General features: G+C 72.7%; 14 protein-coding genes. 4 read left to right on the top strand and 10 right to left on the bottom strand.

Annotated elements, in window-relative coordinates; all coding sequences use genetic code 11:
- Positions 1 to 42: 42 nt before the first annotated feature.
- The 7 genes from ACFY0X_RS12030 to ACFY0X_RS12000 all read right to left on the bottom strand — a co-directional run bounded on the left by ACFY0X_RS12030 (position 43) and on the right by ACFY0X_RS12000 (position 4,412).
- Entirely contained in the window at positions 43 to 1,701 is a 1,659-nt protein-coding gene (locus ACFY0X_RS12030) for a hypothetical protein (protein WP_387752477.1), read from the bottom strand.
- 89 nt (positions 1,702 to 1,790) lie between these two features.
- Complete coding sequence (locus ACFY0X_RS12025) at positions 1,791 to 2,027, bottom strand: hypothetical protein (RefSeq protein WP_387752475.1); 237 nt, start codon at positions 2,025 to 2,027, stop codon at positions 1,791 to 1,793.
- Between the two features lie 18 nt (positions 2,028 to 2,045).
- A complete protein-coding gene (locus tag ACFY0X_RS12020; RefSeq protein ID WP_387752472.1) occupies positions 2,046 to 2,276 on the bottom strand; it encodes a hypothetical protein in 231 nt (76 codons plus the stop codon).
- A gap of 14 nt (positions 2,277 to 2,290) precedes the next feature.
- Entirely contained in the window at positions 2,291 to 2,677 is a 387-nt protein-coding gene (locus tag ACFY0X_RS12015; protein WP_387752469.1) for an ATPase, read from the bottom strand.
- Between the two features lie 19 nt (positions 2,678 to 2,696).
- Positions 2,697 to 3,671 carry a DUF2637 domain-containing protein gene (locus ACFY0X_RS12010; RefSeq protein WP_387752466.1) on the bottom strand — a complete coding sequence of 325 codons (975 nt, stop codon included), beginning with the start codon at positions 3,669 to 3,671 and terminating at the stop codon, positions 2,697 to 2,699.
- A 73-nt stretch (positions 3,672 to 3,744) separates the two neighbouring features.
- Positions 3,745 to 4,146, bottom strand: a complete 402-nt coding sequence (locus ACFY0X_RS12005; protein WP_387752463.1) for a WhiB family transcriptional regulator — start codon at positions 4,144 to 4,146, stop codon at positions 3,745 to 3,747.
- The gene (locus ACFY0X_RS12000; protein ID WP_387752460.1) at positions 4,146 to 4,412 is read right to left on the bottom strand and encodes a hypothetical protein; all 267 of its coding nucleotides are present in this window, start codon (positions 4,410 to 4,412) and stop codon (positions 4,146 to 4,148) included. The genes ACFY0X_RS12005 and ACFY0X_RS12000 overlap by 1 nt, the downstream gene beginning before the upstream one ends.
- 972 nt (positions 4,413 to 5,384) lie before the next feature.
- On the opposite strand from ACFY0X_RS12000, the gene ACFY0X_RS11995 reads away from it, so the two are divergent.
- Positions 5,385 to 5,807: a GntR family transcriptional regulator gene (locus ACFY0X_RS11995; RefSeq protein ID WP_387752458.1), complete on the top strand. Its 423-nt coding sequence runs from the start codon at positions 5,385 to 5,387 to the stop codon at positions 5,805 to 5,807.
- Here the strand turns inward: ACFY0X_RS11995 and ACFY0X_RS11990 are convergent, their stop codons facing one another.
- Both ACFY0X_RS11990 and ACFY0X_RS11985 read right to left on the bottom strand, forming a co-directional pair.
- Positions 5,808 to 6,746, bottom strand: coding sequence for an NAD-dependent epimerase/dehydratase family protein (locus ACFY0X_RS11990; RefSeq protein ID WP_387752455.1), 939 nt, complete (start codon positions 6,744 to 6,746; stop codon positions 5,808 to 5,810). It lies immediately after the preceding gene.
- 11 nt (positions 6,747 to 6,757) lie between these two features.
- Complete coding sequence (locus tag ACFY0X_RS11985) at positions 6,758 to 8,239, bottom strand: helix-turn-helix domain-containing protein (RefSeq protein WP_387752452.1); 1,482 nt, start codon at positions 8,237 to 8,239, stop codon at positions 6,758 to 6,760.
- Between the two features lie 411 nt (positions 8,240 to 8,650).
- Here ACFY0X_RS11985 and ACFY0X_RS11980 point away from each other — a divergent pair, with 411 nt between their 5' ends.
- The gene (locus tag ACFY0X_RS11980) at positions 8,651 to 9,676 is read left to right on the top strand and encodes a hypothetical protein (protein ID WP_387752449.1); all 1,026 of its coding nucleotides are present in this window, start codon (positions 8,651 to 8,653) and stop codon (positions 9,674 to 9,676) included.
- Between the two features lie 392 nt (positions 9,677 to 10,068).
- Here ACFY0X_RS11980 and ACFY0X_RS11975 read toward each other — a convergent pair whose 3' ends face one another.
- Positions 10,069 to 12,858: an ATP-binding protein gene (locus ACFY0X_RS11975; protein ID WP_387752447.1), complete on the bottom strand. Its 2,790-nt coding sequence runs from the start codon at positions 12,856 to 12,858 to the stop codon at positions 10,069 to 10,071.
- Between the two features lie 179 nt (positions 12,859 to 13,037).
- Here ACFY0X_RS11975 and ACFY0X_RS11970 point away from each other — a divergent pair, with 179 nt between their 5' ends.
- Positions 13,038 to 13,415, top strand: a complete 378-nt coding sequence (locus ACFY0X_RS11970) for a nuclear transport factor 2 family protein (protein ID WP_387752444.1) — start codon at positions 13,038 to 13,040, stop codon at positions 13,413 to 13,415.
- Positions 13,416 to 13,548: 133 nt separating this feature from the next.
- The gene (locus ACFY0X_RS11965) at positions 13,549 to 14,994 is read left to right on the top strand and encodes an MFS transporter (RefSeq protein WP_387752441.1); all 1,446 of its coding nucleotides are present in this window, start codon (positions 13,549 to 13,551) and stop codon (positions 14,992 to 14,994) included.
- Positions 14,995 to 15,031 lie beyond the last annotated feature (37 nt).

Genomic DNA, 15,031 nt, shown 5'->3' with positions numbered 1-15,031 from the left:
CGGTGAGGGGTGTGGGTGCTGGGGAGGCGACGGCGGGTCAGGTCAGACGTTCCACTTCCGCTCGGCCTCCAGGCCGTTGCGCGGGTTCTCGTGGCGCTCCAGGTCCTCGGCGTGGGCCTGGCGGAACGTCGGGGCGACCTCCTCCAGGGCCTGCACGGTGCGGCCCATGGCCTGGTAGCCGTGGCTGATCTCCTCGACCACGGCCGGGTCCAGCGGCAGCTGCTCGGCGGCCTTCTCGGCGAGGACCCGCAGGACTTCCTGGAGGGTTCCGTAGGCGACGGGCAGCTCCTGGGCGAACACCCCGAACTCGACCATGGTCTCCGGGTCGAACGTCGAGGCGGCCTGGAGCAGGACGTCGGCGGCGGAGGTGAGGCTGAACGTGGCGGCGGTGCCGTCGGCGGGCGTGGTCACGGGGTTCTCCTTCACGGTGGGCTTGCCAAGGGTGATCGGTTCGGTGACGGGGGTGGCGACGGGGCGGCCGGGGAAGCCGGGGCGGCCGAAGAGCTCGAACACGAGGCCGTCGGCGACGGCCGGGTCGGTGCCGGGGGTGGGGCGGCCGGGGATGTTGACGGTCTCAGCCGGGACCGGCACGGCCGGCGCCCCGTCGGCGGTGTCGGCGGCGGCCTCGCCGTGGCCGAGGATCGCGGCGTTGCGGGCGTCGCGGACGGCGCGGGCGCGTTCGGCCAGGCGCCGCCACACGCTCCGCATGTGGCCGCTGACCTTGCCCTTGTGACGCCAGTTGCCGACCAGCGCGGAGCCGAGGCCGACCAGGCCAGCCGCGAGCGCGGCACCGCCCATGCGGGCCCGGTGGCGCATCGCCGAGCGGCGAAGGGCCTTGGCCTGCACCGGGGTGATCTGCCCGCGCCCGGCAGCCGGGCTCTTCGGGCGGGCACCGGCGCCGGTCGCCGGGTCGATCCCGGCCGCCTGAAGGGCCTTGGCCTGGCCCTTGGCGACCCGGCGGGCGGTACGCTCCGCGACCTTGGCCAAGCGCTCGTCCCGGCGCTGGGCGCGCGGCTGGGCCTGCCCGGTGGGGGCCTGGTGCTGGAGGCCGGGCAGACGGGAGGCGGCCTTGGCCAGGGTGTGGGCGATCGCGGGCGGCCGGTACCCGGTACCGGCGCGGCGGCCGGCCGTGGCGGGCTGCTCGGCGTGCCGGGGCGCGCCGACGGTCCCGGCGTGGTGGGCGGCGGTGCGCGTGGTTCCGGCCGTTCGCGGCATGCCGGGTCCCTTCGGGTCTGCGATGTGGCGGGCGGGAGTACCGGCCGAGCCCCAGCCGCCGGCCGGGACGTGGCCGGAGCGGCGGCCGGTGGGTGAGCTCGCCGAACGGGGCTGCGGTGAAGTGGAGTTGGTCCCGGTGGCGCGGGTGGGCGGGGTGAAGAGGCCACCCGCTCCGGCCGCGCGCTGGACGGCGGCCGTACGGGCGGCACTGGGGCTGTTGGCGTGGCGGTTGCGGGCCTTGCGGGCCAGGCTGCCGAGGGCGGCGGCACCGGCGGCGGCACCGACCACGGCGACGGCCCCGCCGCCGAGCGAGGCGGCCCCGGCGCCGGCGGCCCCGAGGGCGTTGGCGACGGCCACCGCCAGCGGGACACCCGGCACCGCGCCCGGTGAAGCCGCGGGCTTCGGCTCGGGCTTCAGGTCGGGAGGTGGCTGGTTCTGGGGTGCGGGGACGACCTCGACCAGCGTCGAGGCCACCGGTTCGGACATGATGGGCGCTCCGGTTCTCTGCGAGGACGGGAAGCCCGGAACCGCCGCCATGCCGGCAAGCCGTCGGCGGTTCCGGGCGTTGGCGCTGGTCAGAGCCGGTTCGGCTCCAGCGAGAAGAACAGAACGTTCGCGTCGCGCAGCTCGGGGCGCTCCTTGGCCAGCAAGGCCCGGATCTCCTGGTAAGCCTTCTGGCGGGTCGCGCCGGGCAGGGCGGTGTAGGTGCCCTCGGTGGTGAACGTGGCGAGGACGCCGCGCTCCAAGGGGCGCTGAAGGGTGATCAGCCAGGCGTGGGTGGGCTGGGCGGCCGGGGCGGCAGTGCTGGTCACAGGAGGCTCCGTTTCTGGTCAGTAGCCGAGGGCGGTGGGGTTGGCGCCGTCGCGGATGGCGGCGGCGTCGGCGCGCATGTCGCGGGCCTGGCCGAGCAGGATGGGGACGGCGGCGGCCGCCTGCCGGCGGGACAGGTCGCTGTTGGCCGGGTCGGCGGCGAAGGCGCGCCCGGAGCGGGCGGCGTCGGCCTTGTCGGCGGCGGCCTGGTCGAGGCGGGTGGCGAGGTCGGTGGCGTCGGCGCGGTTCATGGAGGACTCCCTGGTCAGCGGGTGATGACGGGCTTGTCGAGGTCGCGGTGGGTGAGGCGGACGCGGGTGCCGGTCTTGGACAGTCGCGTGGCGAGGGTCATGGCGACGGTGGCGGCGCGGTGCCGACCGCCCGCGCAGCCGACCGCGATGGTCAGCGGCGCCTCGGTGGGCCCGGCGTCGTAGGAGTCGGCCAGCAGCGCGGCGGCGGTGATCAGCTCCCGGATGCCCGGGGTGGAGAGCACGGCCCGGCGCACCGGCAGGTCGTGGGCGCTCTGGTGGCGCAGGGCCGGATCGACGTGCGGGTCGCGGAAGTGGCGGCGCAGGTCGAGGGTGATGGTCGCCTCGGGCGGGGCGTCGTGAAGGTAGCCGAACGAGACGACGTCGATGCAGGTCAGGGCCATGGACTGGTCTCCTCAGGTCTCAGGCTGCACCCGGGGCGGCGGCCTCTTCGGTGTCGGCCGCGACGGCGTGCAGGGCGGGGCGCTGCGTGTCGGCCGGGCCGAACTCCCGGTAGCGGGCTGCGACCCATCCGGTCGACCAGCCGGTCAGCTCGGCCGCACGGCGTTGCGGGATGCCGAGCGCCACGGCGGTCTGGACGGTCAGCCGGGCCTGCTCTTCGGGCAGTCGCTCGGCGGCAGCGGGCGCGGAGAGGAGTTCCTGTCGCAGCCGTTCGGCGTCCTGGGCGGCGGCCTGCTCACGCTCATGCTCACGGCGCTCACGCTCGCTCGCCTCGCGCTCACGGCGTTGCCGTTCGGCCCGGTCGATCTCCTCCACACGCCGCCGTTCCTGGCGGGCTTCGTCGGCCATCCGCAGCTCGTGCTGACGCTGCTGCGCGGCCATCCGCTCGTCGTGCTCACGGCGCTCACGCTCGCGTTGGTCGGCCCGGTCCTGCTCGGCCTGCCGGTCCTCGCGTTCCTGCCGTCGGCGGTCCTCGGTGCGTCGCTCACGCTCGGCCCGCTCATCGCGCTCACGGGCTTCACGGGCGGCCAGCGCGGAGGCGATCGCGCGCCGGTAGGCGAGGGAGGTCTCCGCCGTGGCGATCAGCAGCAGCGGCGCCACCGCGTGGACCGCCACCCCGACCTTGTCGTGGTCCAACGCGCTTTGACCGACGTTGAGCAGCACGGTCATGGCGCCGGTCATCCAGCGCAGCACGGCCGGCCACCGGCCGCCGTCGCCGCCGAGGCGGGCGAGGACGCTGTCGAGGCGGACCACGATCACCACGGCCGCGTCCACGACCAGCGGCAGGATTGGCGCCGTCCACTTCCAGCCTTCGGGGGTGTGGTGGGACATCAGCGGGGTGACCGTGAGCATGCTGTAGAGGACCGCGCCGAGCGTGATCGTCCACGTCCCCACGGCCAACGCGCGCTCGGCCGAACGGATCTGTTCCTGGTTCATCGGCACCTTCACCGCGACCTCCGCCGGGTGCGCGGTGAGCGCGTCGTGAGCGCGGTGAGCATCGGGGCGTTCATCAGTGAGCACCCCCGGCGGCGCGGCGCTCGCGGGCGGCGAGCTTGCGGCGGCGCTCGCTGACGCTCCACTGCTCGGCGGCGTTCAGCCCGCCGAAGATGCCGTGCCGCTCACGGCGCTCCAGGGCCAGCTCCAGGCACATCGTGCGGACCGGGCACCCGGCGCAGATCATCTTGGCGCGGCGCTCGGCCCACTCGGCGGCCGCGCGAGCGACGTCGATGTCCTCGGCGTCCTCGTCGACCTCCGGGTAGAACAGGTCGGTGTCGGCGCCGGCGCAGGCGGCGCCGCGCAGGTCGCCGTCGCCGTTCGGGCGGTACTCGGCGAGCACGGTGGCCGCCGGGCGGGCGGCCAGGTGCGGGGTGCGGGTCGCACCGGCGAGGAGCGAGTGGAGTTGGGCGGCCATCACGCGGCCGCCTTCCAGGTCAGGGCCCGGCGGCGCTCGGCGGTGTGCATCAGCGCGGACGCGAAGCGGGCCGCCGGCCCGTCCAGGTCCCGCAGGATCTCCCGGGCGACGTCGAGCCGGACCACCCGGTCCTCGTCGGTGGCGTCGGTGCTGCCGTCGAACAACTCGGTGTCGACGCCGAAACCGAAGTCGGCGCCGGTGCCGAACGCCAGCTCCGCGAACTCCTCCGGGGTCGCGGCCTCCTGGCCTGCAACAATGAGCTTCATGGGTTCACCTCGTCTCTGGGGGTGAGCCCGCAGGGCCGCCGCGCGTTCCTTGGCCGGAGCGCGGCGGCCCGTCTTGTGCGGGCTCGGCTTCTCGTCGTTCACGAGCAGCCGCGGAACCCGACGCGCACCCAGGAGCCGTCCAGGACGGCCGGTACGCGCCGGGGACCGTGATCGCTGGTGGAGCGACCGGAACCGGTGAGCCCCGCCCGCTGGTCAGCGGCGGGGCCGGATACAGCTCAGGCGCATGCCCATGGGCGCGCCCTCCTCAGGTCGAGCCCCAGGTGGGGCAGGTGGCTTGGGGGTTGCCCGTCCTACGGGCGTCAGGTTTCACGGGCCTGGTCCGGTGCTTCCTCTCTGCTCAGCACCAGCAGGGCGGCACACCCGAAAGTCCGGGGTGCTGCGTGGCTCGCTGCCGCCGGCGACATCACCCGGTCACCACGGGGGCGGTCTGTCTCATCCCGCCACGTGCGTTGGGACTCCGCTGTCCTTCCCCACACCCCGGAGGGGTGGCATGCCACTGCATAGGGGGAGGGCTTCGTTCATCACGGCGGTTCGCCCCCGTCCTCTCGGCCTAGGCGCCTACCGTGACCGCCGCCCTCGCGTCGGTCCCGCACGATCAATATGAAGTCGGCACCTCACGGCGACGACGTTCTCAAGGAACGAGCGCTTCCTTCAGACGGCTGTCACGCCGCCCTCCGGGCCCGTTTGCGCAGCTCAGGGCAGCCCAAATAGGGGCCTCATGAGCTACTGATGTTTTGCAGAGAGCCCGTTTGATCGGGCCTGCCCTGCTGTGACAAGCCTGCTCGGACGCACAGCGCCAGACCAATGACGGCCTGTCATATGAGGCTTTCCGCCGAGGCGTTGCCCTCACAACGAACATGGTGCACTTAGTGCGCCAAGTTGGCAAGTGCTTCGCCCGCCGAGCCTCCGGCACACTGGTGCACTAAGTGCGAGACGTCTGGAGGATCACTGGTGACCGAGTTCCAAGGCGAGCCGGCCTATCTCCAGCTAGCCGATGACCTGCGGGAACAGATCCGCAGCGGCAAGCTGACTGCAGGTTCCGCACTGTCGTCAACGCGGAAGCTGATGGACGACCACAGCGTGTCGAGCACGGTCGTGAAGGCCGCGGTCTCGCTGCTTCGCACCGAGGGCTACGTGGTCGGACATCAGGGGAAGGGGGTGTTCGTCCAGTTCCCGCCACGCCTCGCCGCCCACTCCCGAGGGGCTGCCGACTGGGCCGTGCCCGCTCTGCAGGCCGGGCAGGCGATCGAGAAGGCCCTGCGCGAGCTGGCTAGCAGCAGGGAAGAGACCGCAGGGGTCGAAGCGGCTCTCCAACGCTGGCAGGAAGCATTCGACGCGCTTCCTGCCAGCGTGAAGAGCCGCTTGATGGAGTAGTCAGAGGTCGTCGCGGCTGGTCGCCGCCCACCCGTCTCGGATCAGGTCATGAAGTCCAGAGCGCTGAGGCTTCCACCCGAACTCCGTCGTGATCCGGGTGAGGTCGGCGACCAGCCGAGGCGGTTCCGGCTGAGGCGGTCGGTGGACCACCGGCACGGGCCGGCCAGTCACCTGCTCGACCGCCCCCACGATCTCGCGCATGCTCGCCGGGGTCGCGCCCGCGTTGTATGCCCGGTGCGTGAAGTCCCCGGCATGCAGGGCCAGGACGTACGCGCGGGCGAGGTCGTCCACGTGGACGAAGTCCCGGATAGCGCTCCCGTCGCCGTTCATCTCCAGGTGCGGGTAGCGGCCGGCCGCCACTGCGAGCGCCTTTGGGATGATCCGGGACTCGTCGGAGTCCCCCACCCCGCCCACCGAGCCTGCGATGTTGAAGCACCGCAGGCTCACCGCTCGCACGGTGCCACGTTCGCCCGCCCGTTTGAGCAGCTCGTCCGCGGCGAGCTTCGAGACACCGTACGGGTTGCTCGGAGCAGGCACGACGTCCTCGCCGATGGGCTGCTGCTCAGGGGCGCCGTAGATCGCGGCCGTCGAACCGAGCACGACCACGGGGCGCTCCGAAGCAGCTCGTCCGGGCAACGCGGCCAGTAGGACGGCGGTGCCGTTCACGTTGACGTCGTGGTACTCGTCCGGCATCTCGAAGGACTCGCGCACCCGCGTGAGCGCGGCCAGGTGGCAGACCGCGTGCACGCCGCGTACGGCTGAGGCAACGGCTTGCTCGTCGCGAATGTCACCGTGGACCACTTCGACCACCGGCAGCTCGGGGAGCGGGGCACCCAGAGGCCGACGGGTCAGGGCAACCACCTCGTGGCCTGCCTCGGCGAGTCGTCGGACAACCGCGTTGCCGACGAAGCCGAAGGCACCCGTCACGAGTACGCGCACGGAGTTCCTCCTCAGTTCAGGATCAGTCCGCGATGCTGCCACGCCAGGTCGAGGCACGCGGCGGCAGCAGACGCGAGCGGTTCATTCTCCAGCAGGTGACGGACGTTGGCCTCGGTGAAGTCGATCCCCCCAGCGTGGCCGGTGCCGGTGATGACGCTGCCCTCGGTGTTGCGGGAGACCATGCCCGCGAACACCGAGTCGTAGACGTCGGCGTCGATGACCACGACGCTGAGGATCTCGCCCGCCAGTGTGAGCGGGTCCAAGCCGATCCCGAAGCAGTACGGACGGATCTTGCCCGCGCGCCGGGCCTCGTTGAGTGTGCGGAACGGCTCGACCCCGTCGTAGTCGATGGGCTCTCCGCTGCTGCCGTCCGCCTCGGGGTCGCCCAGGAACTCCTCCGCGTACTCCCGGAGCACGTTGCGCCAGAGGTCGAAGTCGTTCGACTGGTCCCACGGCAGCACGGAGCTCGGCTGGAACACCCCGGCGGGCATGATGTGGTACGTCCCGCCAGCCAGCGCCACGTTGCTCGCCGCCCGGTGGTGCAGCGGGAACGACGCCGTGCCGTCCGCAGCGAGCCGGATGGTCAGGGTGTCGATCGACGGCAGCAGCGGACGGCGACCGAGGTCGAACGGGTCGCCGACCAGTGTCCGGAACGGGAGCGCATCCCAGTTCGGCTCCCCGATCCATGCGGGGTCGCTGCCGGTCGCGAGCCACGCGCCGGCCAGCTCGTGAGCCACTCCCTCGCAGACGTCCGCCATGTCGAAGTAGGTCGTGTAGCCGAAGGACAGCTTGGGTCGGCCGTCGACCTGGTCGACGTCGAGCAGCCGGAAGCTGGGCCGGTTCACGAACAGCGACGGCCGGTCGACCATGCGGATGGCCTGCGAGTACCGGGCGAATCGGCCGCCGGTCGCGGCCAAGGGTCGGACACCGTCGGACTCAGGCTCGGCACCGACGATCTCCGGCGGCGCCGTCTGCGCCAACCACGTGAGGTGGATGTCACCGAAGTCCAAGGGCTCCGGCCACATCCAGCCGGCCGTCGTGAGCACGGGGCTGTTCCCTGCGCGGGCCGCGTTCGGGTACAGCCGAGCGGCGGCGCTGGTGAGTTCGCTCCGGTGCCGGTTCAGGTCCCGGCGGATCATCCGCCAACGGCGCTGTTCCTCGGCGGCGTCCTGCGGACCGGTCTCGCCGCTGGCGGCCGAGACGACGGTCGGCTCGACGGTCGGCAACAAGCCCAACTCGTCCGCAGGCAGCCCCAACACCTGAGCCAGACGCCGAAGCTCGTCCATGTCCTTGATCACGCGCTTCCCGCGCTCCAACAGCGAGACGTACGACTGGTCATAGCCGAGCAGGTCGGCAAGGTCCTGCTGCTTCAGCTTGTGGAGCGCACGGTAGGCCTTGAGGACGTCTCCGAGGTTGGACCCGTCCGGCGGCGCGGTGCGCTCGGGCGGGACGGGGAGCCAGCTAACCGGCTTGACTGCCGGGGCGGCCTGCACGACTGCAGCGGCTGGCCCGATCGCACGTCGGCACGGGCTGCACACGGTGTCGGTGTTGGTGCGGCTCAGCCGGGCGCTGCATCGAGCACAGGCCGCGGGCGCTTTGGCCGTAGAGGCCATGAGACATCTGTCCTTTCACATCATTGGGAACGAGCCGTTCAGTGATCGCAGACGGTGTCAGCGGCAGAATCATTCAACTCCAGCGGGGTCGAGGCGATGGGTAGTTTGACCGATCTGACCGCCACGCACTCCCGAGGCCTGTTAATCAAGATCAATCCGGGGCGTATGCGACTCACCGCACCTCCTCCCCTGGCGAGCAACGGCGTTAGACAGCCACTGAAGGTGCCAATCGCCCCCGCACAACGGCACGGACCGCTACGCTCCTCACGGACACGAGTCGTTGGGGGAGAATTGTCAATCGATTTTCAGCTTTTGTCAAAAATTCAGCAGACAGTATTGCTGGATGCGCTCTTTGTAGTCTTGGTGATTTCCTTCTACAAGGGGCCGCTATGGGTCATTAGGCATTTGCCAATGACACGCCAAAAGTGGGATCGATGGAATGAAAGGACCGCCGAAAAATCATTTCAGGAAATGTCCAGATCACTGCACACTCTAGGACTAGACGATGCACCGTCAGATTCCCTTAGGGCTGCAGGCAAAGCCTCTGCTGGAGAAATCCGCCTACGGTATAGAATTCTGACGTTCATCATCGGAGCCGTGGCTGGCGACATGGTCATGGCCGTGGTAAAGACGATCGAAACCGGTCAGCTCGCGCCAGACCTAAGGCCTCGAAACCTCCTCACTGCAGTTATCATTACGCCCATCCTAATCTGGGCCGCCGATCATAACCCCGCAGTTTCACGCTACAGGTTTCTGATTGCCACAAGGGCAGCGATCCAGCTGTGTGAAGCCGTTTACTCATCGGCTGGCGATGATCGCCCCTCGGCCTTGCGCGCATTGGATCAAGCTTGTGCCAACGTTAGGCGTTCGGTGTTGCGAATTCACCGCGTCCACGGCAGCCTCGGCAGATTCTCCCCTAGGCGCCACTCGGTAAAGAGGAATGCCGCACTAGTGGCGGCCAAACTCCAACAAATGGAGGACCAGGTGGATACGCGCGGAGCTGAATCAATGAAGGATCTCGCGCGCGTTCTGGTCACTATTGCCAACAACTATGCCGAATCGAAGATTGGCCAGCTCCTCCCTGAGGCTGATCTGGAAGGCGTCGTCGCACCAGAAGGCCGCGCACCGGGCTTGCGATTGGCCGCTGTCGTCTTGGCTACAGCTATCGTCGCTTGCTCCTGGATCTTGCTTGGCTACCCCGGAGAGGGAATGCCCATTGCCGCTGGAGCCGCAGCGGCGCTTTCAAGCATCGCAGCGTACGGCCCACGCGCAGCCATGGCCCGCGTCGCCGAACTACGAAACATTCTCGGTTTCTGAGATCGCCCGGCGCGACCAAGGTGCTCGCTTGGGAGAGCCTCGGGAGAAGATCTTGGGATCGGGGCCGCTCCGGCGCGTCGAGGACCAACGCAGGCCAAGGCTCCAACCTGGGCAATCGTCCATATGTGCATGTCGGCCGCCGCCCCGGACCTCATTCGGGACGAAGAGGCCGTGGGTTCAAATCCCGCCACCCCGACCCAGTGCAGAGGCCCTGCCGGAGAGATCCGGCAGGGCCTCTGTCGTTGTGTCCGACCGGCCGGGTGACCGTGCCTCAGCCGGTCCGGCGGTGGGCCGGCTTCACCCCGGCTGCCGTGGCCGCGGCCTGATGCCCCCGCGGCCGTCGCCCCGTTCGGTGTTCTCCTCGATCCGCTCTGCGTCCGGCGGCCGTCCCGTCAGAGGACGGTGGTGAGTTCGGTGCGCGAGGTGATGTTGAGCTTGGGGTAGGCCTTGTAGAGGTGGTGGGCGACGGTCCTCGGGCTGAGGAAGAGCTGGGCGGCGATGTCGCGGTTGGTGAGGCCCTGGGCGGCGAGGCGGGCGATCTGGAGTTCCTGGGGGGTGAGGGGGGACTGCGGGGAGCCGGCGGGGGTGGCCGGGGTGGGGGCCGGGGTGCCGGTGGCGGAGAGTTCGGTGCGGGCGCGGGCGGCCCATGGGTGGGCGCCGAGGCGGTCGAAGGTCTCCAGGGCGGCGCGCAGGTGGGGGCGGGCGTCGGTGCGGCGGCGGGTGCGGCGCAGCCATTCGCCGTAGAGGAGGGCGGTGCGGGCCTGTTCGAAGGGGCGGTGGGCCGTTGCGTGCCGGGAGAGGGCCTCGCGGTAGGCGGCTTCGGCGAGTTCGTCGGGGCCGAGCAGGGCCTGGCAGCGCAGGCGCAGGGCCTCGGCCCAGGGGCGGTCGGCGGCGGCCGCCCAGCGGGCGAAGCGTTCGTAGGGTTCGGTGGCGCGCTCGGGGGTGCCGAGCCGGACGGCGGCCTCGACCAGGTCGGGGACGGCCCGGGTGGCGCTGATGTGGTGCCGGTGCGGGCCGGTGGTGAGGGCGTGCAGCCGGTCGGCGGCGTCGCCGGCGCGGCCCTGGCCGAGGTCGAGCAGGGCGAGCGCCCACTGCACCCAGGCCTGCCCGGCCGCGGGGGCGGCGGTCCGCGGGCCGGTGGTGGCGAGGGAGGCGGCGGCGAGTTCGGCGCAGCGGTCGGTGCGGCCGTCGAGGGCGGCCAGGCAGGCGAGCAGCGCGGTGAGTTGGCTGACCCACTGGTGCTGGCCGGTGTCCCGGGCGAGGCCGAGGCCCTCGGTGGCGGTGAGTTCGGCGTCCCGGTGGCGGCCGTGGAAGAGTTCGGCCTCGGCGAGGAAGAACTGCAGGGTGGGCATCACGCCGACGGTGCCCTTGGCGCGGGCCTCGGCGACCAGTTCGGCGGCGAGTTCGGCGGTCTCCTCGTCGCGTCCGAGGACCAGGGTGGCGCCGCACAGCTGGACCAGGTCGACCGGGCTCTCGGCGCCGGCCCGGCGGGCGGCCTCGACGGCCTCCCGGACGGGCGGCAGCGGCCCGGCGGGCCGGCCGAGCGCGGGCAGGACGGCCGCGGGCAGGTGGCGGGCGAGCGGGGCGAGGGGGTCGTCGTCGGCGAGCGGCAGGACGGCCAGGCGGTCCAGGACGGCGACCACCGGCTCCTCCCCCGCGTACCAGGCGGCGTGGAAGGCCTGGAGCAGCATCCGGGCGGCGTGCATCGGGTCGATGTCGGTGCCCGCGGCGTCGAGCAGCAGCCGGTGGGCGGTCGGGTACGCGCCGCGCCAGAAGTGCTCGGTGGCCCGGACCTGGTCGAGCAGGGCGTGCGCCAGGACGTCGTCGGTACGGCCGGCGGCCTCGTCGGCGAGCACCTCGGCCCGGGCCAACTCACCTTCCTCGGTGGCCGCTTCGGCGGCCAGGACGAGCCGGCGGGTGGCGCTGTCGCGGTCCGGGGTGAGCCGGGCGGCGCGCTCGTACGCGGCGGCGCCGCCGTGGCCGCCGCGGCGTTCGGCGCGGACGGCGGTGCGTTCCAGCGCGTCGGCGAGTGCGGCGTCGGGGCCGGTGGCGGCGAGGGCGAGGTGCCAGGTGCGGCGGTCGCCGTCCGGCAGCGACCGCGCGACCGCCCGGTGGGCCGTCACCTTCTGGTGGTGCGGAGCCCGCTGGAGGATCGCGGAGCGCAGCAGGGGGTGCCGGAAGGCGATCCGGCGGTCGGCCGTGACCGTCACCAGTCCGGACTCCTCGGCGGGCGTGAGGTGTTCGGCGGTGACGCCGAGGGCGGCCGCGGCGGGCAGGACGACGTCCAGCGCCCCGCTCTCCTCGGTGGCGGCGACCAGCAGCAGCGTCTGGGTGGCCGCCGGCAGGCCGGTGACCTGGCCGTGGAAGGCGATCAGCAGCCGGCTGGTGAGCGGCAGGCCGCCCGGCGCCGGTGTCCGCACGCCGGTGGCGACCGGGAGTTCGGTGAGGGCGAGCGGGTTGCCGGCCGCCTCGGCGAGCAGCCGGTCGCGGATGGCGGCGGGCAGGTCGGGGCCGACCCGCCGGGTCAGCAGCCGGGTGGCGTCGGCCTCGGACAGGCCGGCCACCTCCCGTTCGGGCAGGCCCAGCGGGCGCTCCGCCGGGCCGTCGCCGGGCCCGTTCGGGCCGCCGGTGCGGGCGGCGAGCAGCAGGGCCACCCCCTCGGCCTGGAGCCGCCGGGCGGCCAGCAGCAGTGCGTCCAGTGAGGCCCGGTCCAGCCACTGCACGTCGTCCACGACGCACAACAGCGGGCGGTCGGCGGCGAGTTCGGCGAGCAGTGCGAGGGTGGCGAGGCCGACCAGCAGCCGGTCGGCACGCCCTCCGCCCGGGAGCCCGTCACCGGCGGGGCCGTCCCCGGCGATACCGCCGCCGGAGGCGCTGCCGTCGGAGAGGCCGAACGCCGCTTCCAGCGCCCGCCGTTGCGGTCCGGGCAGGGCGTCCAGCCGGTCCAGGCCGGACGCCAGCAGCAGGCTCAGTCCGGCGTACGGCAGCTCGGCCTCGTACTCGACGCCGGCCGCCCGGATCACCCGGAACGACTCCCCCGCCCGCGCGACGGCGTCGTCCAGCAGCGCGGTCTTGCCGATGCCGGCCTCGCCCCGCAGCAGCAGCACGCCGCTGCGGCCGGCCCGCGCCCCGTCCAACAGGCCGTCGACGGCGGCCTGTTCGCCTTCCCTCCCGTACAGCATGGACCGACCCTACCGACCCGGGCCGCGCGCCGCCGACGACGGAGGCGCCGGTACACCCCCGCGCAGGCTACGTACCCCCATGCCCATACGTGACGGATTCGCCGCCGGCCGCCCCTCCCTACCTTGGTGAGCACCGGGAAGGACCCGGCCAAACACCCACCGGAACACGGGAGATGACCATGACCGAGATCACCGCCGCCACCCTCCAGCAGCTCGCCGAGCGCTACCTCGCGGTGTGGAACGAGACCGACCCGGCGGCCCGTCGCAAGCTGGTCGACGAGGTGTGGGCCGAGGACGGCCGCTACACCGACCCGCTGGCCGCCGTCGCCGGCCGGGACGCGATCGACACGCTGATCGCCGCCGCCCAGGCCCAGTTCCCGGGGCTGGAGTTCACCCTCGGACCGGTCGACGCGCACCACGACATCGCCCGCTTCACCTGGAACCTCGGCCCGGCCGGCGCGGAGCCGGTGGTGATCGGCTTCGACGTGCTGACGGCCACCCCGGACGGCCGGATCGGCGCGGTGTACGGCTTCCTCGACCGCGTGCCGGGCGCCTGAGCCCCCGCTGCCGCCACCGCCGTACCGCCGCCACCACGGCCGCCAGCCCCGAGGGGCGGGCCGCGCCCCACCGCGTCCCGCCCCCCGCCACCGACCCCACCGGCCCCACCCGCGCCCCTGAGGAGAGCCCGAGATGAGCACCGCCCTGAACGCCCGGCGGCCCACCCCGGCCACCCCACCCGTCCCGGCCGCACCGGCACCGGTCCCCAAGGGCCTGCTGCCGGTCGTCCTGACCGCCACCTTCATGACCGCCCTCGACATCTTCGTCGTCAACGTCGCCCTCCCCTCCCTCCAGAGCGACCTCGGCGCCGGCCCGGCCGCCGTCCAGTGGGTGATGGCCGGCTTCAGCCTGGCTCTCGCGGCCGGTCTGGTCACCGCCGGCCGTCTCGGCGACCGCTACGGCCGCCGCCGGGTGTTCGGCCTCGGCCTGGCCCTCTTCACCCTCGCCTCCGCCGCCTGCGGCCTCGCCCCGACCGCGGCCACGCTGGTCGGCGCCCGGGTGCTGCAGGGCCTGTCGGCGGCGCTGATGGGCCCGCAAGTGCTGGCGATCCTGCGGACCGCGTTCAGCGGCGCCGCCCAGGCCCGGGCCTTCGCCCGGTACGGGCTGACCATGGGCGTCGGCGCGGTGTTCGGCCAGTTGATCGGCGGCCTGCTGATCCGCGCGGACCTCTTCGGGCTCGGCTGGCGCAGCTGCTTCCTGATCAACCTGCCGATCGGCCTGGCCGCCCTCCTACTGGTCCGCCGCAGCCTGCCGGAGTCCCGCGCCCCGCAGCGGCCCGGCCTGGACCCGGTCGGCGTGCTGCTGGTCACCACCGCGCTGACCGGTCTGGTGCTGCCGCTGATCCAGGGCCCCCAGCTGGACTGGCCGCTGTGGACCGGGCTCTGCCTGGGCGCCTCCGTCGCCCTGCTGGCCGTCTTCGCCGTGCACCAGCACCGGGCCACCGGGTCGGCCACCGCCACCCCGCTGGTCGACACCCGGCTGTTCCGCAGCCGCTCCTTCAGCGCCGGCCTGCTCGCCCAACTCGCCTTCTGGCTCGGCCAGGGCTCGTTCTTCCTGGTGCTCGCCCTGCACCTCCAGCTCGGCCGCGGCCTGGACGCCCTCGGCGCCGGACTGGTCTTCACCGCGATCGGCCTCGGCTACCTGATCACCTCCAACACCACCCACCGGGTCACCGCCCGCCTCGGCGACCGCCGCACCATCGCGTTCGGCGGGCTGCTGATGGCCCTGGGGCTCGGCCTGCTGGCCCTCGCCGGCTACGAGGCCGCGGACGGCGGCGTGTGGTGGCTGGCGCCCGGGCTGTTCGTGGACGGGCTCGGCATGGGCCTGGTGATCGCCCCGGTGACCTCGGTGGTCCTGGCGGGCGTCGAGCCGCGGCTGGCCGGCTCCGCGGCCGGGGTGGTGTCCACCGTGCAGCAGGTCGGCGGGGCGCTCGGGATCGCGCTGATCGGCCTGGTCTACTACGGCGCCGGCGATCCGACCGCCGCCTTCGGCCACAGCGTCCTCGCCCTGGCGGTACTGGAGCTGCTGCTGGTGGGCCTGGTCCGGTTCCTGCCGCCCGGAGCGCCGCGCCGGGGGTGATACCCGAGCGGCCGGGGGCTGAGTCCCCGAACGGGCC

Origin of the sequence: Kitasatospora sp. NPDC001547 (assembly GCF_042894165.1) — a bacterium.
GTDB lineage: Bacteria > Actinomycetota > Actinomycetes > Streptomycetales > Streptomycetaceae > Kitasatospora.
Note: the sequence above shows the minus strand (reverse complement) of the source record. Positions and strands in the feature narration are given on the sequence as shown.

Coding starts and splice junctions, on each gene's coding strand:
- ACFY0X_RS12030 (WP_387752477.1), bottom strand. CDS start 1,701: ATGTCCGAACCGGTGGCCTCGACGCTGGTCGAGGTCGTCCCCGCACCC.
- ACFY0X_RS12020 (WP_387752472.1), bottom strand. CDS start 2,276: ATGAACCGCGCCGACGCCACCGACCTCGCCACCCGCCTCGACCAGGCC.
- ACFY0X_RS12015 (WP_387752469.1), bottom strand. CDS start 2,677: ATGGCCCTGACCTGCATCGACGTCGTCTCGTTCGGCTACCTTCACGAC.
- ACFY0X_RS12010 (WP_387752466.1), bottom strand. CDS start 3,671: ATGAACCAGGAACAGATCCGTTCGGCCGAGCGCGCGTTGGCCGTGGGG.
- ACFY0X_RS12005 (WP_387752463.1), bottom strand. CDS start 4,146: ATGGCCGCCCAACTCCACTCGCTCCTCGCCGGTGCGACCCGCACCCCG.
- ACFY0X_RS12000 (WP_387752460.1), bottom strand. CDS start 4,412: ATGAAGCTCATTGTTGCAGGCCAGGAGGCCGCGACCCCGGAGGAGTTC.
- ACFY0X_RS11975 (WP_387752447.1), bottom strand. CDS start 12,858: ATGCTGTACGGGAGGGAAGGCGAACAGGCCGCCGTCGACGGCCTGTTG.
- ACFY0X_RS11970 (WP_387752444.1), top strand. CDS start 13,038: ATGACCGAGATCACCGCCGCCACCCTCCAGCAGCTCGCCGAGCGCTAC.
- ACFY0X_RS11965 (WP_387752441.1), top strand. CDS start 13,549: ATGAGCACCGCCCTGAACGCCCGGCGGCCCACCCCGGCCACCCCACCC.